The following is a 20,875-nucleotide window of genomic DNA, read 5'->3' on the forward strand; positions in this document are numbered from 1 at the left end:
GCCGTGAGTCCCGTTCCCCCTCCGAACACCTGAGGCGCGAGTTTTGGGCGGAAGGGCAACCTCCGGGCCGGATCCGGCAGTCCTGTAGGTGGATCACTCGATCCGAGGTGATGGCCGGACCTGACCACCCGGCCGCCCGAGCGAAAGCAGACCATGAGATATCGCACCCGAGTGACGGCCCCGGCCGCCCTGATCGGTACGGCGGCGGCCCTGACCGTGGCCCCCTCCGCGCACGCCGCCTCCGCGAAGACCGGGACCCCGGGCCCCGAGACCATCGGCGACCCCGTCTTCCCCGCGCTCGGCAACGACGGCTACCGCGTCTCGTCGTACCACCTCGATTTCGCCTACGACGCCACGACCCGGCTCGTCGACGCCACCGCCACCCTGCGCCTCCGCACCACCCAGGCCCTGACCCGGTTCTCCCTGGACGCCCTCGGCCTGGACGTGCGCGCCGTCCGCGTCGGCGGTCGCGCCGCGGCCTTCGAGCAGGCGGGGGAGAAGCTGCGGATCACCCCGGCCGTGACGCTGCCGAGGAAGGCCGGGGTCACGGTCTGCGTGGAGTACTCCGCCGACCCGCGCCGCACCCTGTCGCACACCGGCTGGGTGGCCACCCCGGACGGCTTCGCGGTGGCCTGCCAGCCCGACTCCGCGCACACGGTCTTCCCCTGCAACGACCACCCCGTCGACAAGGCCGACTTCACCTTCCGGCTCACCGTCCCCGCCGGACTGCGCGGCGTCGCCTCCGGTCAGCTCGTCCGCACCGAGTCCCTGGCCGACGGCCGGACCGCGTACACCTACCGCTCCCGCTCGCCCATCGCCACGGAGATGGTGCAGATCACCGTCGGCGACTATGTGATCAAGGACCGGCAGGGCCCGCACGGGCTGCCGCTGCGGGACGTCGTGCCGGTCGCGCGGGCCGCCGCGCTGGAGCCCGCGCTGGCGCTCACCCCGGCCCTCGTCGAGTGGATCGAGCAGCGGCTCGGGGCGTACCCCTTCGAGACGTACGGCCTGCTGCCCTGCAACTCCGACGTCCCGGAGCCCTTCGGCTTCACCGGCCTGGAGACCCAGACGCTCACCATCTACCGGCCGAACTACCTCCTCCAGGAGGAGAAGAAGATCGGCTCGCACATGATGCACGAGCTGGTCCACTCCTACTTCGGCAACAGCGTCTCCCCCGCCACCTGGGCCGACCTCTGGCTGAACGAGGGCCACGCCGACTTCTACGGGCTGCTGTACCGCTACGAGCGCGGCTGGCCCGACTCGCTCGGCATGACCAGCCTGGAAGCCCGGATGAAGCACACCTACGCGCTCGGCGACCAGTGGCGCGCCACCTCCGGCCCGGTCGCCGCGCCGAACGCCGCGAACCTCTTCGACGGCCAGCGCTACCTGGGCGGCGTCCTCGTCCTGTACGCCCTGCGGCAGGCTGTCGGCGAGGACGCCTTCAACGCGCTCGAGCGCGCCTTCCTGGAGCGGTACCGCGACTCGTCGGCGTCGACCGAGGACTACATAGCCGTCGCCTCCGAGGTGTCCGGGCAGGACCTGTCGGGCTTCCTGCGGGACTGGCTCTACGGCACGAAGACGCCGCGGATGCCGGGCCACCCGGACTGGACGGTGACCCCGGTGGCCTCGTCGCCGTCACCGGCCGCCCCGCGCAGGCGGCGCGGCGGCTACCACGACAACTCGGCCACCCTCTGAGCCGGTTCAGTCGAGCCGGGCGGAGGGGACTTCGCCCGGCTCGTTCTCCGGGCCGCGCTGCTGCGGTATGACCAAGGGATCCGGCTGTACGGCCGTCCCGGCCTGGTGGATGGCCACCGTCCGCGTCGGGGCGGGGATCCGGATGCCCTCCTGGCGGTAGCGCTTGTGCAGGCGCTTGATGAACTCGTGCTTGATGCGGTACTGGTCGCTGAACTCGCCGACGCCCAGGATGACGGTGAAGCCGATACGGGAGTCGCCGAAGGTGTGGAAGCGGATGATGGGCTCGTGGTCCGGAAGGGCGCCCTCGACCTCGGCCATCACCTCGCCGATGACCTCGTTGGTCACCCGCTCGACCTGCTCCAGATCGCTGTCGTAGGCGACGCCGACCTGGAGCAGGATCGTCAGCTCCTGCTCGGGACGCATGAAGTTGGTCATGTTCGTCTTGGCGAGCTCGCCGTTGGGGATGACGACCAGGTTGTTGGAGAGATTACGGACGGTCGTCTGACGCCAGTTGATGTCCTCGACGTAGCCCTCCTCACCACTGCTCAGCCGGATGTAGTCACCGGGCTGGACGGTCTTGGAGGCGAGGATGTGGATGCCCGCGAAGAGGTTGGCCAGCGTGTCCTGCAGCGCGAGCGCGACCGCGAGACCACCGACGCCGAGGGCGGTGAGCAGGGGCGCTATGGAGATGCCCAGGGTCTGCAGCACCACGAGGAAGCCGATGGCCAGGACCAGGATCCGGGTGATGTTGACGAAGATCGTGGCGGACCCGGCGACACCGGGCCGGGACTGGGTGACCGTCCGCATCACCCCGGCGATGCCCCGGGCCACCGCCAGCGTGACGACGAAGATGAGCAGCACGGTCAGGGTCTGATTGACGTTGTGCTGGACCGTCTTGGTCAGCGGCAGCGCGGCGCCGGCGGTGGCCGCGCCACCGAGGAACGCGGCCCACGGCACGCTGGTCCGCAGCACGTCGACGATGAGGTCGTCGCCGCTCCAGCGGGTGCGGTCGGCGTGCTTGCCCAGCCAGCGCAGCAGCGTCCGCAGCAGGAACGCCGCCAACAGGCCCGCGGCCAGCGCGATCCCGGCGATGACCAGGTCGTCCATGGTGAGATCCCGCTTCACCGGTCACCTCCGAGGAGAGAAGCGGCGGCGAAATACCCCGCCGTCGGCCGGATGTGAAGTTTCGTCACGTCTGTCACCTGCTTGATTCCCGGACCCTACCAACGCCCGCCGACCGGGCACGACGGCTCATCCTGCCGTATCCCGCACAGGGGTTCGTACCAGGTCCTTCGTCGCCGGGGGAGCGCCCGGGGGCGCGGACTGGGGGCGTCCGTGCTCCCGTATGCGCCCGCGCTCATCGTGACTCTCCTGCCGTTACCGGTCGTTCGCCGCTACCGTCGGGAGGACATCCGTGGTGCGGGGGAGGACGGGATGCTCAGCGAGGCGTTGTTGGCGTTGGCGTCGGCCGGTGGCGGTGCGGTGGTCGCGGCGGCCGGGACGGACGCGTGGCAGGGGTTCCGGCACGCCATGGCGCGTTGGCTCGGCCGAGGTGACACGCCGACCGAGGAACGCGAGTTGCGGCGGCTGGACGAGACCGCCGCCGCCCTCGAGGCCGCCGGTCCCGAGGAGACCGAACGCCTCCGTGTCCGGCAGGAGGCCGCCTGGCAGACCCGGATCGAGCTGGTGCTGGAGAACCTGGCGGAGGTCGAACGCGAACGCGCCGCCCAGGAGTTGCGCGCGCTGCTGCCCACGCCCGCGCCGCCCCCGGGCGGCATGACCGTCGGCCGCGACGCACACTTCCACGCGGAGGGCGGATCGGTGGCCGCTGGATTCGTCAACGGCGGGGTGAACATGAACCCCCCGTCCCAACCGGATCCGGAACAGGGCTGACCGGACCGGCTGAACCGAGCCCACCTCCGATCACTGTCGGCCCGGAGCACGTCACCTCGTACGCGGGGCCGGGAAGCTTCTCCGCCGGTGTCGTGGGCGGCGACGTCCGGGTGACGTACGTGGGCGCGCAGCTCGGATACGCCCCCGTGGGGTCGTCGGCAGCCCCGCCCGCCGAGTCCTTGGCCGTGCCCCAGCGCAGGGTTCCGAGGGAACGGCTGCGGGGCCGTGACGGCCTGGTGGACGCGGTGACCGACGCGGTCACGCGCCGGGCCCAGGGCGACGCCGCCGTACCGGGGGTGTGGCTCTTGTCGGGGATGGGCGGAAGCGGCAAGACATCCGTCGCCATCGAAGTCGCCCATCGGCTCGGCGGCACCCTGCGCCACGTGTGGTGGGTGTCGGGAGCCGACAGGGAAGACAAGCCCTTGGACCTGCGGTCGGTGGCGTTCGCCGCGGGCGCGACACCCGGTGAGTTCGTCGAGGGCGTCGATCCGGCGTACGTCCTGTGGCAGCGGCTCAACGCCCTGACCACACCATGGCTGCTGGTTCTGGACAACATCGACGACCCAGCCCTGCTGGCCGCCACGACCCATCCGGCCAGAGGGAGGGGCTGGCTGCAACCGCCCGGCCACCCGGTCGGCACGGTGCTGGTCACCAGCCGTGAGACGCGGGCGGGGCGCTGGGGCGATTGGGTGCACACGGTGGAGGTCTCCCCGCTGTCCAGTGCGGACGGTGCCCAAGTACTCCGCGATCTGGCGCAGGGAGCCGGGACGGAGGAGGAGGCACGCGAACTCGCCGAGCACCTCGGCGGGCTGCCCCTCGCACTCGACCTGGCGGGCTCCTATCTGGCCAGGGTGCGCAGCGACCACTGGCCCGAGGCGTCGCTGCCCCTGACCTTCCCCGTGTATCGCCGCAGCCTTGACAGGCAGTTGGCCGACCTGGCCTTCGACCCCGACGCCGACCTGGGCGAGGATGAGCGAACCCGCCGGGCGCTCCTGACCACCTGGGAACTCTCCCTTGACCTGCTGCACCGTCAGGGCGTTGTCCTGGCCCGTCCGCTTCTGCGCCTGCTGTCCGCCTTCGGTCCGGCCGCCATTCCGTACCGCGACCTCCTCGATGTGCAACTGCTCGCCCGGGATCCGATGTTCGAGGGCCTCACCACGCAGCGGCTCAGGGAAGTCCTGGACGGTCTGGACGGTCTGAAACTGATCACGATCGAGATCGCCGAGGAGCCGGAGACCGCGGTCGGGCAGGGCCCGACGAGATGGCTGTCCATTCATGCGATGGTGCGTGCCGCCAGCCGTGCGCACGACGACTTCCGTGCGCGGGCCCGGCCCCTGCTCGGTCTCGTTACCAAGCTCCTCGAACGAGCCATGAGCCCGCTGTGGGACAACCGGCCGGCGCACTGGCCGCATTGGCGGACCCTCGCACCGCACGGCCCGGCCCCGCGACTGCTGCTGGCCGAGTTCGAGGACAGTGTCGGCCCGGCCGGGGACCTGGTGACAGCGGTGACCGAGCCTGCCGTCCGCACGGCCCGTTACCACCGCAACGCGGGGCTGCACCGGGAGTCCATCGCCGAACTGAAAGAGGTCGCGCTGATCCGGGCCCGTCTCCTCGGAGAGGAGGACCGCGCCACGATCGCCGTCCGGATGGACCTCGCCTGGGCACTGCGGGACAACGGCGACCTCGCGGAGGCTGACGAGCTGTACCAGCGCATGGTGGAGCGGAGCGAGCGCGCGCTGCCCGCCGACGATCCGCTGCTCTCGTCGATCCACGCGGGCCGGGCGCGCGGCCTGCTGGCGTCGGGGCGATACGCCGCCGCGGAGGAGGAACTGCATCTGGCGCTCGCCCTGCGCCTGCGCACCCAGGCGGGGGGACCGCGGGGCATCCTCCGCATCCGGTCCGACCTCGCGCGGCTCGCCCACCGCCAGGGGCGCTTCGAGGAGGCGATCACGGAATTGCGCGACGTGCGCCGGCTGACCCGGGCGCTGGGTCAGGAGGCGGCCGTCGACACCCTGGCTGCCGGGGTCAGCCTTGCGCGGGTCCTGCGCGACGCGGGGAAGGCGAGGGAGGCCGAGACGGTGGCCGAAGAGGTGGTTCAGGAGCACCGCGAGGCGATGGGGGCGGACCACCCCGATGTGCTCATCGCCCGCCATGAACGGGCCCGGATCATGCGCGACCACGAGGGGGACCGGGGACAGTTGGAGCGGGTGCGGGAGGAGTTCACGGAGATCTGGCGCAGCGGCGAGCGGCAACTGGGCGAAGACCATCCGGACACCATCGCCGCCCGGCACGAACTCGCCACGGTCTGGCATCTCCTCGGCCGCCGCGACCGGGCCGTCGAGCATTTCCGGGCCGCCTACGAGATGGGGCGGCGCAGGCTCGGCGAGCACCACCCCAACGTCGTCGTGTGCGCGGCCAACCTGGCGCTCGTGCTCGCGGAGGTCCGGAACAGCTCTCCCAGCACGCCACTCCCGGCCGCCGCGTCCAGCGGAAACCGTGACCCCCTGGCCTCGGCCGACCTCGGTCTGGGAGGACTCACCCTGGAGGAGGCACTATCCCTGCGCTTCCACCCCGCCCAACGGTCCCCCGAGGTCGTGCGCGCACTGGACCGGTTTGTCCGGGCGGACCGAACTGTCTCCGACTTCGGCGGCGGGGGCGGAGGCGCGGGTGTCTCGTCCGGCGGCTCGTCCTGGGCCGACCCTGCCGGGGCACGGCCGGCCTCCGCGAGAACGTACCGGCCCCCCGCGGAGCCGATGACCCCGCCCGGGAACGCCGGCCGTGCGGTCGCGGTGGACGGCGCCGCCATCCGTGCCCTGGCAAGAGGCGAGGAGGACCGTGGGCTGATCGAAGGACTACGAACCCAGGAGCGCGGCATACGTCTCCTCGCGCTGCGTGACCTGCTGGAGCGCGCGGAGTCCGTCATGGGCGGCCGGATGGACCGGCTGCCCTCCGTTCCGCAGGTTCGCGACCTCCTCGTCCGGGCCGACCGGGCCGGTGCCGAGGGCGTGACCACGGTGCTGCTGCACCCCGCTGTGGGCCGCTGGATGAGCAGAACGCTGCGCGCCGCGGCCCACGAGCCGTGCGAGGAGCTCCTCGACGACCTGGCCCACCTGCACGCTGTCGCGGCGGCCGTCGCCTTCCGGGCCGAGGTGCCGTTCGCCCTTTCGCTCCCGGTGCGCTACGGCTTCGCCCTGTTGCCCACGCTCGGTGCCTTCGACGTGCGGGAGGCGAAGCTGCGTACGGTCCGTGTCGAGGGCAAGGGCGGCGGACTGACGCTCCTCCGGCGAGGCGGCAAGAGCGTACGGGTCCTGCGTCCGGAGGATCCTACGCGCTCCGGGTGGCGGCCGGCGTACTGGGTTCGGACGCCCGTGGGCACCGGCAGCACCCAGTTCGTCCTGGACGACATCGATCCGCACCGGGAGTCCGACGGTCCCGTCGCGCCGGCCTCGCTGGCGGCGTCGGAGGCGATGGCGTGGGCCGTGGCGGCCCGTGCCGCGGGCGCCCTGCTCACCCAGGTCGACCGTCGGCGCGCTCAGGCACTCGCGGCGGCGCTCGCGGCCGTGACGCCCAGACCCGCGGCGCTGGGCGGGGTGGTGAACTCGTCCTCGTCCAGCGACGCGTTCGGGGGCATCGTCGCGAGCGCGCCCCCCGACGGAATGGAGCTGGCAGCCTCCCTGGTCCACGAGTTCCAGCACATGAAACTGCACGCCGTGCTCAACTCCGTGGCGCTGCACGAGGAGAGCGAGGAGCCCGAACACGAGGTGTTCTACGCGCCGTGGCGGGACGATCCACGCCCGCTGCCCGGCCTCTTCCAAGGGGTCTTCGCCTTCTTCGGTGTGGTCGACTTCTGGCGGCGCGTCACCCTGGTCGAGCGGGGCACGCGCCTGCGGCGAGCCCAGTTCCAACTGGTGTACTGGCGCACCCAGTCCCAGGACGTGTACCGAGAGTTGTGCCTGTCCCCGCGGCTGACCGAGGCCGGGCGGTACTTCGCCGCGCTGATGGGCGGCACCACTGTCACCTGGACCGATCATGGGCAGGTGCCCGAGGACATCGTCGCGGCGGCCCTGGACGCGGTCAGGGCCCATCGCGCCCGCTGGCGCCTGCGCCACCTGCGTCCCGGTCCCGCCGCCGTCGCCGAACTCGCCGAGGCTTTCTCGGCGGGCGCGCCTCGGGCGCCGCGGCAGCCCGTCACCGTCAAGCTGTGCCCCGATCCGGCCGTTGCACCGTCCAACGCCTACACCGCGTTGCTCTGCAAGGCCGCGACCGCCGCCTCCGAACTGCGACGGGTGCCCGTCGCCCGCGGATTCCTGGGCCTCAGCGGAGCCGAGATCGACTCCGCGGATCTGGCCCGGCTCTCCGGCGAGCCCGGTGAGGCGCAACGCCTGGCGCTGGGACAGGTCGAGCAGTGGCCGCGAGAGCCCGAGCCCTGGGTCCGGCTGGGGCTCGCATTCAACGGCAGCGGCACGGCGCTCGGCCACTGCCCGGAAGTGGTCCGGGCCGTGTACGCGCGGGTGGCCGAGGTGATGGACATACCGCCGGATCCCGTAGCGCTGGCCGCCTGGATCGGCGTACCGGATCTGGACGGGCACCCCGGACCGCCTCGGCCTGTCGGCTGAGGGCTATGAGAAGCTCCCGTGCCGCCCCTCCCCCTCCGCGAACCGTGCCGCGCCCTCCAGGCTCTCCGCCAACACGCCGGTCCCGTACAGGAGTTCCGACCGCATGGCCGCCGACTCGGTCAGGCCCTCCTGGGCCAGGACCGAGGCGCGGTCCGTGCGCAGGCACGCCTGGGGGAACGCGGCGATCGTGGCGGCCAGAATCTCCGCCTCGGTGCGGGCGGCGCCGGTGGGGACCAGGCGGTTGGCCAGGCCGATCTCGTACGCCTCCCGGGCGGGGACCGGGCGGCCGGTGAGGATCAGGTCCATCGCTCGGCTGGTGCCGATCAGGCGCGGCAGGCGGACCGTGCCGCCGTCGATCAGCGGCACGCCCCAGCGGCGGCAGAAGACGCCGAGGACGGCGTCCTCCTCGGCGACCCGCAGGTCGCACCAGAGGGCGAGTTCCAGGCCGCCGGCGACCGCGTGTCCGGCGATCGCCGCGATCACCGGTTTCGTCAGGCGCAGGCGGGTGGGGCCCATCGGGCCGTCGCCGTCCTCCTCGACCCGGTTGGAGCGGTCGGTGCCCATCGCCTTCAGGTCGGCGCCCGCGCAGAACGTGCCGCCCTCACCCCACAGCACCGCCACCCGCGCCTCCGCGTCCGCCTCGAAGGCCCGGAAGGCGGCGGCGAGTTCGGCCGCCGTAGGGCCGTCGACGGCGTTGCGGACCTCGGGGCGGGACAGGACGACCGTGGTGACGTGCTCCCGGCGTTCGACGCGGACCGGCATGGCAGGGGCCCCTTTCCGTGGGTCGGCCCCGCACGTTACCGACCGGTCAGATGACCTTCCAGCGGACCAGCGCGCCGAGCGTCAGCGCCCCGGGCAGGATCGGCACCCAGACCGTGATGATCCGGTACGCCAGCACCACCGCCGTCGCCACCGCCGCGGAGCCGCCCGCCGCCACCAGGGCCACGATCAGCGCCGCCTCGACCGAGCCGAGGCCGCCCGGGGTGGGGATCAGGGCGACCGCGACCGTCGCGGCCAGGTAGGCGACCGCCATGTGCAGGGGAGGCACGTCCAGGCCCAGCGCCTCGCCCACCGCCACGAGGCCCGCCGCCTGGAGCGCCGGGAAGGCGAACGCGCCGCCCCACAGGGCGAGGGCCCGGGAGGCGCGGGTGTGCACGGAGCGGGCCTCGCCGAGGGCGGTGCGCAGGAAGGAGAGCACGGTGGTGCGCACCCGGCGGATCAGCGCCAGGACGCCCGCCGTCAGCAGCACGGCCGCGGCGACCGTGACGAGCAGCGGGCCCGTCGCCCCTTCCGGCAGCAGGGTGCTCAGTCGCAGCGCGTCGGGGAAGGCCAGCAGCAGCGCGGCGAGCAGCGCGACCCGGCCGATGGACTCGGCGAGGAGATAGAGGGCGATCGCCGCCGAGGAACGGGCCAGCGGCAGCCCGCAGACCGTCATGAACCGCAGGTTGACCGCGCTGGCGCCGAGCCCCGTCGGCAGCAGGTGGTTGGCCGCGCCCGCCGCGAACTGGGTGACGAGCAGCCGCGCTGAGGGCAGCCGTTCGACGACGGCACCCTGACGGCAGCACGCGGCGGCCACCCACGTCCCGCAGGTGGCGCCGGCCGCCGCCAGCAGCCAGGGCCACTCGGCGGTGCCCAGGTGAGCGAAGCCCTCGGCGAGCACGTCACGGTGCCGCACCGCCACCACCGCGACCAGGACCAGCGGGAGCAGGCAGAGGATCTGGCGGACGGGGAGGCGCCGTCCGGCCTTGGGTGCGTCGGGAAGCTGAACCGCTGTCACAGTCGGAGAGGTTTTCCGCACCGCCCCAACTGCGGGTTGCGGAAACAGGGCTTCCGGCTTACGTCCGGTCATCGGGACCCTCGTACCGGAGAACGCGTTGACCTCAAGGAAGCTTGAGGTTCTACGTTCTCTCCCATGAGCATGGAGACCACAGCCTGGACACAGCTGCACACCGTCATGAACGCCGAACAGGAGCGCCGCCCGTTCGCGCGCGACACGCTCCGCCGCATCGGCGCCTTCGCCCGTCCGCACCGCAGGCGCATCGCCCAGTTCGTGGTGCTCGGGGTGGTCACAGCACTGCTCGCGGTGGCGACGCCCGTGCTGGCGGGACTGGTCGTCGACGCGATCGTCTCGGGCGGCGACGAGGGCGAGGTCGTCCGGCTCGCCCTGCTGATCGCCCTCATCGCGGTCGTGGAGGCCGGACTCGGCATCCTCGCCCGGCGCCTGTCCGCGACCCTGGGGGAGGGACTCATCCTCGATCTGCGGACCGCCGTGTTCGACCATGTACAGCGCATGCCGGTCGCGTTCTTCACCCGCACCCGTACCGGCGCGCTCGTCTCCCGGCTCAACAACGACGTCATCGGAGCCCAGCGCGCCTTCAGCAACACCCTGTCCGGAGTGGTGAGCAACCTGGTCACCCTGCTGCTCACCCTCGTCGTCATGCTCACCCTGTCCTGGCAGATCACCCTGCTCGCCCTGGTCCTGCTCCCGGTGTTCGTGATCCCGGCCCGCCGGATGGGCCGCCGGATGGCGCGGATGCAGCGGGAGGCGGCCACCCTCAACGCGGCGATGGGCACCCGGATGACCGAGCGCTTCTCGGCCCCCGGCGCTACCCTCGTCAAGCTCTTCGGCCGCCCCGAGCAGGAGTCCGAGGAGTTCGCGGCCCGCGCCCGCCGCGTCGCCGACATCGGGATCCGTACCGCCACCGCGCAGTCGGCGTTCATCACCGCCCTGACCCTGGTCTCCGCCCTCGCGCTCGCCCTGGTCTACGGCCTCGGCGGCTTCTTCGCCCTGCGCGGCAGCCTCGAACCCGGAGCCGTCGTCTCGCTGGCCCTGCTGCTGACCCGGCTGTACGCCCCGCTGACCTCGCTCGCCGGGGCGCGCGTGGAGGTGATGAGCGCCCTCGTCAGCTTCGAGCGCGTCTTCGAGGTGCTCGACCTGGAACCCCTCATCCAGGAGAAGCCGGACGCCCGGGAGATCCCCGACGGGCCGGTCCCGGTGGAGTTCACCGACGTCCGCTTCGGCTACCCGTCCGCCGACAAGGTCTCCCTCTCCTCCCTGGAGGAGGTCGCCTCGCTCGACACCCGCGGCGGCTCGGAGGTCCTGCGCGGGATCTCCTTCCGCGCCGAGCCCGGACAGACGGTCGCGCTCGTCGGCTCCTCCGGCGCCGGCAAGTCGACCATCGCGAGCCTGCTGCCCAGGCTGTACGACGTCGACGGCGGCGCCGTGCGCGTCGGCGGCCTGGACGTCCGCGAGGTGAGCGCCAGGTCCCTGCGCGCGACCCTCGGCATGGTCACCCAGGACGGGCACCTGTTCCACGACACGGTCCGCGCCAACCTGCTGCTGGCCCGGCCCGGCGCCACCGAGGACGAGGTGTGGGACGCCCTGCGCCGCTCCCGCCTCGACGATCTCGTACGGGCGCTGCCCGACGGTCTGGACACGGTGGTCGGCGAGCGCGGGTACCGGCTCTCCGGCGGTGAGCGCCAGCGGATGACCATCGCCCGCCTGCTGCTGGCCCGCCAGCGCGTGGTCATCCTCGACGAGGCCACCGCCCACCTCGACAACACCTCCGAGGCCGCCGTCCAGGAGGCCCTGACCGAGGCGCTGGAGGGCAGGACCGCGGTCGTCATCGCGCACCGGCTGTCGACGGTGCGCGCGGCCGACCTGATCCTGGTGGTCGAGGACGGCCGGATCGTGGAACGCGGCACCCATGACGCGCTGTTGGCGGCCGGAGGACGGTACGCCGAGCTGTACCGCACGCAGTTCGAGGAGCGGCCGTCCGCGGACCTGGCGGCCTGAGCCGGCACCCCTTTTCGGTCACGAGCGGTCGGCGTCTTCACGGCCGTACCGCTTGTTGGCCGGCCGCCGGACTGCGCCTGCTGCCGGTCGCCAACCGTGACCCGAAGGTCTTCCCGGACCCCGACGTCCTCGATGTGCGCGCCGAGTCCCGCCATCACCTGGCCTCCGGCTTCGGCGCCCATCTGTGCCTCGGCGCCACGCTCGCCCGGCTGGAGCTGGAGATCATGCTCTCCATGCTGCTGATCCGGCTGCCGGGGCTGTGGCCGGCCGTGCCGTTCGAGGAGCTCCGCTTCCGTGACCGCGCGGTCGTCCACGGCCTGGAGAGCCTGCCGATCGCGTGGTGAGCCGGGGAGGGCGGCCTGCGCCAAGGCCCGAACAGATCAGGACCGCACAGATACGGACGGGATGATTGCTTCGATTCTGTTGGAGTTCTAGGGTGTGGCTGGCTCACCAGCATCTGACGTGTCCTCAGTACGTGCAGTCCCTGTCGTTTCGAGGAAGGCGCCACGGTCATGCCGCACCCACCCGTGTCCCCCACCGGCCGCCCCGAGCGAGTGGCCGTCAGCCGCCGCCGTCTGCTGGAGGGCGGGGCCGCCGTGCTCGGCGCCCTCGCCCTCTCCTCCGGCCCCGCCGCGGTCCGGCGTGCCCACGCGGCGGACGGCACCCCGGAATGGAACGGCAACATCGCCGTCTTCCGGCTCGGCACCGAGCCACCGCACACCACGCTCATGCCGTACGACGGTGTCGCCCAGGCCCTGGCCGCCGACCGCACCCGCTCGCCGTACCGGCTGAGCCTGGACGGCACCTGGAAGTTCGCGTACGCCGACCGTCCCGACGACCGCGACCCCGACTTCCACCGCACCGACGTCGACGACAGCGACTGGGACACCCTCCCGGTGCCCTCGGTGTGGCAACTGCACGGCTACGACCGCCCGATCTACCTCAACATCACCTACCCGTACTGGGGACCCAACGGCCTGGGCGAGGAGCCGCAGCCCCCTGCCGCGCCGACCCGCTACAACCCGGTCGGCCAGTACCGCCGTACCTTCACCGTCCCCGCGAGCTGGTCGGGACGCCGTACCTTCCTGCACTTCGAGGGCGTGAAGTCGGCGCACTACGTGTGGATCAACGGCCGACTCGTCGGCTACCACGAGGACTCGTACACCCCGGCCGAGTACGACATCACCGACCACCTCGAGCCGGGCACCAACCAGATCGCCGTGGAGGTCTACCGCTACTCCGACGGCGACTGGCTGGAGGACCAGGACATGATCCGGCTGAGCGGCATCTTCCGCTCGGTCCACCTCTACTCCACCCCGGCCGTCCACCTGCGCGACTTCAAACTGGACACCCCGCTCAGCGCCGACTACAAGGCCGCCGAGCTGTCGGTGACCGCGAGTGTGCGCGCCTACGCGGACGGCACGCGGGGGACGTACACCGTGGAGACCCAGCTCTACGACGCCGGCGGCCACGCCGTCTGGTCCCGGCCGCTGATCCAGGTCGCGAAGGTGGGCGAGCCCGGCGCGGACACCACCGTGAGCGCAGCCAAGGCCGTGCCGTCACCGAAGCTCTGGTCGGCCGAGCATCCGAACCTGTACACCGCGGTGCTCCGTCTGCGCGACCCGTCCGGCAAGGTGATCGAGACCCTGTCCCACCGGGTCGGCCTGCGTGAATTCGCCCTGCGCGACGGCCTGATGCGCATCAACGGCCAACCGGTGTCCTTCCGCGGCACCAACCGCCACGAGATGCACCCCGAGCGCGGAACCGCCCTCACCCGCGCCGACATGGTCCGGGACATCGAGGTCATCAAGCGGATGAACATCAACACGGTCCGCACCTCGCACTACCCGAACAACACCGTCTGGTACGAACTCGCCGACGAGTACGGCCTGTACCTCGTCGACGAGACCAACCTGGAGACCCACGGCATCAGAACCCGCTTCCCCGGCGACGACCCCGACTGGACCAAGGCCTGTGTGGCCCGCGCGCAGAACATGGTCCACCGCGACAAGAACCACGCCTCGGTCGTCATCTGGTCCCTCGGCAACGAGGCCGGCACCGGCAGCGCCTTCGTCGACATGCACAACTGGATCAAGTCCTACGACACCACCCGCGTCGTCCAGTACGAAGGCGACGACCGGCCCGGGATCAGCGACATCCGCTCCGAGATGTACGACACCCCCGCCCGCGTCGAGTCCCGCGCCAAGGACACCGCGGACACCCGGCCGTACGTCATGATCGAGTACTCCCACGCGATGGGGAACTCCAACGGCAACTTCAAGAAGTACTGGGACCTGGTCCGCCGCTACGACGTGCTCCAGGGCGGCTGGATCTGGGACTTCGTCGACCAGTCGCTGAGCTGGCCCACGCCCACCCGCAAGCTGCTCACCGAGACCGGCCCCGGCGCCCTGCGCGGCGAGATCATGGCCCCCTCGGGCACCTTCGACCGCGCCAAGGGCCTTTACGGCGGCACCGTCTTCGCCCGGGACCCGCGGCTCGACCTCACCGGTTCGCTCACCCTGGAGGCATGGGTCACCCCGCACGTGACGGGTTATCACCAGCCCATCATCGCCAAGGGCGACACCCAGTACGCGCTCAAACAGAGCGGCAGGAACCTGGAGTTCTTCATCCATGGCGACGGGCAGTGGACCAGCGTCAACTGGGCGCTGCCCACGGAGGGTTGGACCGGCACCGAGCACCACGTCGCCGGTGTCCTCGACGCCGACGCAGGCACGCTGACCCTGTACGTCGACGGCGAGGCCAAGGCCACCCGGTCCACCACGCGCCGCCCCGGCAGCAACACCGCGCCGCTCGCCCTGGCCACCGATGTCGACAACTCGACCCGGGAGTTCAGCGGCCTCATCCGGCGCGCCCGCGTCTACGCCCGCGCCCTGAGCGCCGCCGAACTCGCCTCCGAGCAGCGCGGCCCCGGCGACGAGGGCGTGCGCTTCTGGTTCGACGCGGCCACCGTCCAGCTGACCGAGAAGCGGCCGGCGGAGAAGACCTTCTACGCCTACGGCGGCGACTGGGGCGACAACCCCAACGACGGCAACTTCGTCGCCGACGGCATCGTCACCGCCGACCGCGGGCACACCGGCAAGGCAGCCGAGGTCAAACGCGTCTACCAGGCGATCAACGTCTCGCCCGCCTCTGACGGCCGGGTGGGGGCCGTCACCCTCACCAACGAGAACCTGTTCACCAACCTCCGCGATTTCGAAGCCAGTTGGTTTCTGGTCGCCGACGGCAAGGTGGTGCAGCGCGGCAAGCTGAGCCGAGGCCAGCTCGATGTGCCGCCGCTGGCGAGCAAGAACGTCACCGTGCCGGTGAAGCCGCCCGCCGACCCCGCCCCGGGCACCGAGTACTTCCTCGAACTCTCCTTCACCACCAAGGAGTCCACGAAGTGGGCGAAGGCGGGCTTCGAGGTGGCCCGGCAGCAGCTTCCCCTCGACCTGGGCAGCCCCGAGGTCACCCCGGTGCCGCTGGCCGAGGTCCGCGCGCTCGCCCATGCCGACGGCGAGAACGACGTCACCGTCACCGGAGAGGGCTTCTCCGTCACCGTCGACAAGAAGAGCGGCGTCATCACCTCCTACGAGGCGGCGGGCGTACCGCTGATCGCCTCCGGGCCCGCGCCCAACTTCTGGCGGGCGCCCACCGACAACGACAAGGGCAACGGCCAGCACACCCGCAACGAGACCTGGCGCGACGCCGGCGCGCGCCGCAAGGTGACCGAGGTGACCGTGCGCCCGGTTCGGGACCGGGCCGTCGAGATCAAGGTCAGCGGCACCCTGCCGACGACCGTGGAGTCGACGTACACCACGACCTACACCGTCTTCGGCAACGGCGAGATCAAGGTCGACAACACCCTTCACCCGGGGGCGAGTTCACTGCCCTACATCCCGGAGGTCGGCACGCTGCTCCTGCTGCCCGGCCGCCTGGACCGACTGCACTACTACGGCCGCGGCCCCGAGGAGAACCACTGGGACCGCAACAACGGCACCGACGTGGGGCTGTACTCCGGCACCGTCTCGGGACAGTGGACGCCTTACATCCGCCCGCAGGAGAACGGCAACAAGACCGACGTCCGCTGGGCCGCGCTCATCGACCGCGACGGCGTCGGGCTGCTCGTCAGCGGTGAACCGCTGCTGGAGATCAACGCCTCGCACGTCACCCCGGAGGACCTGTCGTCCGGAGTCCGCCACGACTACCAGATCACCCCGCGCGAGGAGGTCGTCCTGCGGGTCGCCCACCGGCAGATGGGCGTGGGCGGCGACAACAGCTGGGGCGCGCACACGCACGACGAGTACAAGCTGTTCGCCAACCGGGACTACGCCTACACCTACCGGCTGCGCCCCCTGACCGACGTGGCCGACGCGACCCGGGCCGCACGGCGGCCGACGGCGACGGAGTGAGCCGACGGCGACGGAGTGATCAGAGACGGGCGCTGGTCACCACCGGCGCCCGGGGGCTGCCGTACGGCCGACGGCAGCGGCGAGTTTGCGCAGCCGGCGCCAGTCGAGGTGGAGCTCGCGCCGGCGGCGGCGCGGAACCCGCACTCTGAGGGCGCCGGGTGCGATACGGCAGTGGACCGGGCCGGTCAGGACGAGAGCCTCGCCGTCGAGGCCGACCTCGACCTCCGGCCGGTCCGACTCCACGACCACCTCGCGGGCGGTCAGCACGGCGAGCCCGGTCGGCTCCGGGTCCAGCAGCAGCGCGGTGGCGTCGGCCGCGCCCGCCACCCGTACTCCGAGAACGCCCAGCACCCCCGTGTCGAGCCGTTCGCGCCGCCCGAAACCGAAGGGATCGCCGGTCCGGTAGGGGTTGTTGCTCACCAGCACGGCCTGCGGCGCCTTGAGTATCTCCTCTCCCGCGAGCACGATGAGCCGCGGCCCCTGCCGCCCGGTGAGCAGGTCGGGCAGCAGCTCCAGGCTGGTGCCGAGCTTGTCGTCGCGGTACGAGGGGCTCTGCACGATCGCCGCGTACGCGCCGAACGAGGCGTTGTTCACGAACGGCCGGTCACCGGCGAAACCGAGGTCGACCCGGATCTCGACGCCGTCGGTCAGCGCGGCGAGGCCGGAGGCGGGGTCGTCGCGGTCCAGACCGAGGTCCAGCGCGAAGTGGTTGCGGGTACCGGCGCTGATGACCAGGAACGGGAGGTCGTGCTCGGCGGCGACGGCCGCGACCAGCGCCTGGGTGCCGTCGCCGCCCGCGGCACCGAGCAGATCGGCGCCGTTCGCGACGGCCCGCCGGGCCAGCTCCGTGACGTCCTGCGGCCGGTCTGGGTCCAGGACGTGCACCTCGGCGCCGAGCCGTTCGGCATGCTCCCGCAGTCCGAACCGGTCGACCTTCCCGCCACCGGAGCGCGGGTTCATGATCAGGTACGGTCGCCGGGGCGGCGGGCACCGGCGCTCCCGCACCCGGTGCACGCCGGTGCCGCGCAGGGCGTACCGGCCGCACCAGACGGCCACGCCCCACAGGGCGAGCGACACCGGCAGCGCCCAGAACAGGGTGACGGCGAACAGGGCGACGACGACCGCCGGGACGACCAGGACCACCAGTGCCGCCACCCACCGCAGCGGCCCCCGCAGCGACACCGTCCACCACGCCGCGGCGGCGGTGACCACCAGCCCGAACGCGCCGGACACCAGCAGCAGTACCCCGCTCAGCCCGCCGAGGGCGACGGGGACGACGACCGTGAGCCCGGCGGCCGCCAATGCCGCCCGCGCCGCCCATCTCTGCCGGCGATAGGCCGGCCCGTCCACGTCCTCGATCATGTTTCCTCCGCTCCCCGGCGGTCATCGTAGGGGCAGGGCCCCGGCTCACGGGGAGCGCGTCCGGCACCCCCTGGTCGCCGGCATCGTCACGGGCTGACGCCTGAAGACCGGCGGATGAGCGGTTTGTGCTGTTTTCGCCGAAGATGGTGGATGTTGTCGATCTCGCGGGACAGGAGCCCCCATGTCGATGTCGTCCTTCGGATTCGGTTCCGCCGATCCCTTCGGTGAGATGCTCAACCGCTTCTTCGGGATGTCGCCCGCCTCCTCGCCCCCGGCCGTACAGCGGGTGCCGATCGGACGGCTGCTGACCGAGTCCTCGCAGGAGCTGCTGAACCTCGCCGCGCGCAAGGCGGTCGAGGACGGCACGGCGGACCTGGACACCGAGCATCTGCTGTGGGCGGCGACGAAGGTCGACCCGGCCCGCGGCATCCTCGACCAGGCCGGGGTGGACCCGGACGCCCTCGCGACCCAGATCGCCAAGGTGCTGCCCCGCGAGGCCGGTGAGCCCTCCGCCGAGCCCGGTCTCACCCCCGCCGCCAAGCGCACCCTCGGCGCCGCCTACGCCCGCTCCCAGGCGACCGGGGCCTCGTACATCGGTCCCGAGCACATCCTCGCCGCGCTGCTGGACGGCGGCGACTCCGGCGCGGCCAGGCTGCTGCGCGCCGACGGCCAGGACATGAGCAAACTGGAACAGGCGGCCCGCGGCGACCAGACGCCTCCCGTCCGCAAGGAACCGGCCACGACCCTGGAGGAGTACGGCCGCGACCTGACGGAGGAGGCCAGGTCCGCGAAGCTCGACCCGGTCGTGGGACGGGCGGAGGAGATCGAGCAGACGGTCGAGATCCTCTCCCGGCGCTCCAAGAACAACCCGGTGCTCATCGGGGAGCCCGGCGTCGGCAAGACCGCCATCGTGGAGGGGCTGGCCCAGCGCATCGTCGCGGGCGAGGTGCCCGCCACGCTGAAGGACAAGCGGGTGATCTCGCTCGACCTGTCCGCCATGGTCGCGGGCGCGCAGTACCGCGGTCAGTTCGAGGAGCGGCTGAAGAAGGTCATCGAGGACGTCCAGCGGGCCGAGGGCGAGATCGTCCTGTTCATCGACGAGCTGCACACCGTCGTCGGCGCGGGTGCTACCGGCGAGGGCTCGATGGACGCGGGCAACATGCTCAAACCGGCGCTGGCGCGGGGCGAGTTGCACGTCGTGGGCGCGACGACCATCGACGAGTACCGCAAGCACGTGGAGAAGGACGCCGCCCTGGAGCGCCGCTTCCAGCCCGTCCTGGTGCCGGAGCCGACGGTCGAGGAGACCGTGCTGATCCTGGAGGGACTGCGCGACTCCTACGAGGCGCACCACCAGGTGCGGTTCACGGACGAGGCGTTGGCGGCATCGGCGGAACTCTCCGACCGTTACATCAGCGACCGTTTCCTGCCGGACAAGGCGATCGACGTCATGGACCAGGCGGGCGCGCGGGTACGGCTGCGCAGCGCCGGACGCTCCACCGAGGTGGCCGGCCGCGAGGACCGTATCGCCAAGCTGCGGCGCGAACAGGAACAGGCCGTCACCGCCGAGGACTTCGAGAAGGCCGCGCGGCTCAAGCAGGAGATCGCCGAGGTGGAGGGCGAACTGGCCGCGATCGAGGAGCGGCGCGGGGGTGTGGTGACGGTGACCGCCGACGACATCGCCGACGTGGTCTCCCGCCGAACCGGCATCCCCGTCGCGCAGTTGACGGCGAGCGAGAAGGACCGGCTGCTGAGGCTGGAGGAGGAGATGCACGCGCGGATCGTCGGCCAGGACGAGGCCGTCGTCGCGGTCTCCCAGGCCGTCCGCCGCAACCGGGCCGGGATGGGCGACCCGAACCGTCCCGTCGGCTCCTTCCTCTTCCTCGGCCCGACCGGGGTAGGCAAGACCGAACTCGCCAAGACACTCGCGGAGTTGCTGTTCGGCGACGAGGACCGCATGATCCGGTTCGACATGAGCGAGTTCCAGGAGAAGCACACCGTCGCCCGTCTGGTCGGCGCCCCTCCCGGGTACGTCGGCTACGAGGAGGCCGGCCAGCTCACCGAGAAGGTCCGCCGCCAGCCGTACAGCGTGGTGCTGTTCGACGAGGTGGAGAAGGCCCACCCGGACGTCTTCAACACCCTGCTCCAGATCCTGGACGACGGGCGGCTCACCGACGCGCAGGGCCGCACGGTCGACTTCCGGCACTGCGTGATCATCATGACGTCGAACATCGGCGCGCACCGGATCCTCGACCACAAGGGCGACACGTCCGAGATCAAGGACGAGTTGATGGAGGACCTGCGGGGACGGTTCCTGCCCGAGTTCCTCAACCGCATCGACGAGATCATCGTCTTCCACGCGCTCGACCAGGAGCACCTGGCGCGGATCGTGGAGCAACTGCTGGCCCGCAGCGAGCACCGGGTGCGCGCCCAGGGCATGCACCTGGAGGTCACCGACGCCGCGAAGAAGCTCCTCGTCGCCCACGGCCACCGGCCGGAGTTCGGCGCCCGTCCGCTGCGCCGCACGATCCAGGCCGAACTGGACAACCGCATCGCCGACCTCCTCCTCGGCGGCGTGGCCGACCCCGGCGACACGATCGTCGCCGACGTCGTCAAGGACACCCTCCACTGCACCGTCCGTAAACCGTCCTGACCCCCGCACCAGGTGCCTCACCCGCCCCTTCTGGGTAGGGAAGCCTCGCCCGGCACCACCGCCGGAGCGCCACGGACGAAGGGGCGGACCGGCGATGACACCGGAGGTACAGGCGGTTGTGGTGTACGACGGACAGGTGCTGATGGTGGACGGGCGAGGCGGATGGGGCCTGCCGACGGGCGCACCGGAGCCGGCGGAGTCCCCCGAGGCGACGGCGGCACGGGTGGTCTACGAACTCACCGGCTACCTGGTGGACGGCACCCAGAGCCTGGGCTCGGCGCAGGACATCCCCGCCGTGGTGTGCCAGCTCCTGACCCAGGACCCGTCGGACGGCGCCACGCTCACTCCGGAGCGGATGCGCTGGACCCCGGTCGCGACGGCCGCCGAAGCGGGGCTGCCGGCGGCGATACGGACGTACCTGCTGGGGCACCGGAGGGTGTGACCGCGGGGCGAA

At 71.9% G+C, this 20,875-nt stretch carries 12 protein-coding genes; 8 read left to right on the top strand and 4 right to left on the bottom strand.

Annotated features, from left to right (window positions below):
- Positions 1 to 153 precede the first annotated feature (153 nt).
- Entirely contained in the window at positions 154 to 1,695 is a 1,542-nt protein-coding gene (locus AC068Z_RS17225; RefSeq protein ID WP_478555971.1) for a M1 family metallopeptidase, read from the top strand.
- A gap of 6 nt (positions 1,696 to 1,701) precedes the next feature.
- Here AC068Z_RS17225 and AC068Z_RS17230 read toward each other — a convergent pair whose 3' ends face one another.
- Positions 1,702 to 2,820, bottom strand: a complete 1,119-nt coding sequence (locus AC068Z_RS17230) for a mechanosensitive ion channel family protein (RefSeq protein WP_478555973.1) — start codon at positions 2,818 to 2,820, stop codon at positions 1,702 to 1,704.
- A 309-nt stretch (positions 2,821 to 3,129) separates the two neighbouring features.
- Here AC068Z_RS17230 and AC068Z_RS17235 point away from each other — a divergent pair, with 309 nt between their 5' ends.
- A complete protein-coding gene (locus AC068Z_RS17235; RefSeq protein ID WP_478555975.1) occupies positions 3,130 to 3,588 on the top strand; it encodes a hypothetical protein in 459 nt (152 codons plus the stop codon).
- A 92-nt stretch (positions 3,589 to 3,680) separates the two neighbouring features.
- The gene (locus AC068Z_RS17240; RefSeq protein WP_478555977.1) at positions 3,681 to 8,204 is read left to right on the top strand and encodes an aKG-HExxH-type peptide beta-hydroxylase; all 4,524 of its coding nucleotides are present in this window, start codon (positions 3,681 to 3,683) and stop codon (positions 8,202 to 8,204) included.
- 3 nt (positions 8,205 to 8,207) lie between these two features.
- On the opposite strand, the gene AC068Z_RS17245 is transcribed toward AC068Z_RS17240, so the two are convergent.
- The gene (locus AC068Z_RS17245; RefSeq protein WP_478555979.1) at positions 8,208 to 8,966 is read right to left on the bottom strand and encodes a crotonase/enoyl-CoA hydratase family protein; all 759 of its coding nucleotides are present in this window, start codon (positions 8,964 to 8,966) and stop codon (positions 8,208 to 8,210) included.
- Between the two features lie 46 nt (positions 8,967 to 9,012).
- Complete coding sequence (locus AC068Z_RS17250; RefSeq protein ID WP_478555981.1) at positions 9,013 to 9,981, bottom strand: lysylphosphatidylglycerol synthase transmembrane domain-containing protein; 969 nt, start codon at positions 9,979 to 9,981, stop codon at positions 9,013 to 9,015.
- A 135-nt stretch (positions 9,982 to 10,116) separates the two neighbouring features.
- Between AC068Z_RS17250 and AC068Z_RS17255 the strand changes: the two genes are divergently transcribed.
- The 3 genes from AC068Z_RS17255 (at position 10,117) to AC068Z_RS17265 (ending at position 16,409) form a co-directional block, all read left to right on the top strand.
- Positions 10,117 to 12,000 (top strand): ABC transporter ATP-binding protein, encoded by a 1,884-nt coding sequence (locus tag AC068Z_RS17255; protein ID WP_478555983.1) that lies wholly within the window; start codon positions 10,117 to 10,119, stop codon positions 11,998 to 12,000.
- 80 nt (positions 12,001 to 12,080) lie between these two features.
- Complete coding sequence (locus AC068Z_RS17260) at positions 12,081 to 12,344, top strand: cytochrome P450 (protein ID WP_478556354.1); 264 nt, start codon at positions 12,081 to 12,083, stop codon at positions 12,342 to 12,344.
- A gap of 168 nt (positions 12,345 to 12,512) precedes the next feature.
- Positions 12,513 to 16,409, top strand: coding sequence for a glycoside hydrolase family 2 TIM barrel-domain containing protein (locus tag AC068Z_RS17265; protein ID WP_478555985.1), 3,897 nt, complete (start codon positions 12,513 to 12,515; stop codon positions 16,407 to 16,409).
- 36 nt (positions 16,410 to 16,445) lie between these two features.
- Here the strand turns inward: AC068Z_RS17265 and AC068Z_RS17270 are convergent, their stop codons facing one another.
- Positions 16,446 to 17,771 carry a diacylglycerol/lipid kinase family protein gene (locus tag AC068Z_RS17270; protein ID WP_478555987.1) on the bottom strand — a complete coding sequence of 442 codons (1,326 nt, stop codon included), beginning with the start codon at positions 17,769 to 17,771 and terminating at the stop codon, positions 16,446 to 16,448.
- A gap of 181 nt (positions 17,772 to 17,952) precedes the next feature.
- Here AC068Z_RS17270 and AC068Z_RS17275 point away from each other — a divergent pair, with 181 nt between their 5' ends.
- Together AC068Z_RS17275 and AC068Z_RS17280 are read left to right on the top strand one after the other, a co-directional pair.
- Positions 17,953 to 20,421 (top strand): ATP-dependent Clp protease ATP-binding subunit, encoded by a 2,469-nt coding sequence (locus AC068Z_RS17275; RefSeq protein ID WP_478555989.1) that lies wholly within the window; start codon positions 17,953 to 17,955, stop codon positions 20,419 to 20,421.
- 94 nt (positions 20,422 to 20,515) lie between these two features.
- Entirely contained in the window at positions 20,516 to 20,863 is a 348-nt protein-coding gene (locus AC068Z_RS17280; RefSeq protein ID WP_478555990.1) for an NUDIX domain-containing protein, read from the top strand.
- Positions 20,864 to 20,875: the final 12 nt, after the last annotated feature.

It is taken from the genome of Streptomyces sp. NPDC043726 (genome assembly GCF_056436565.1).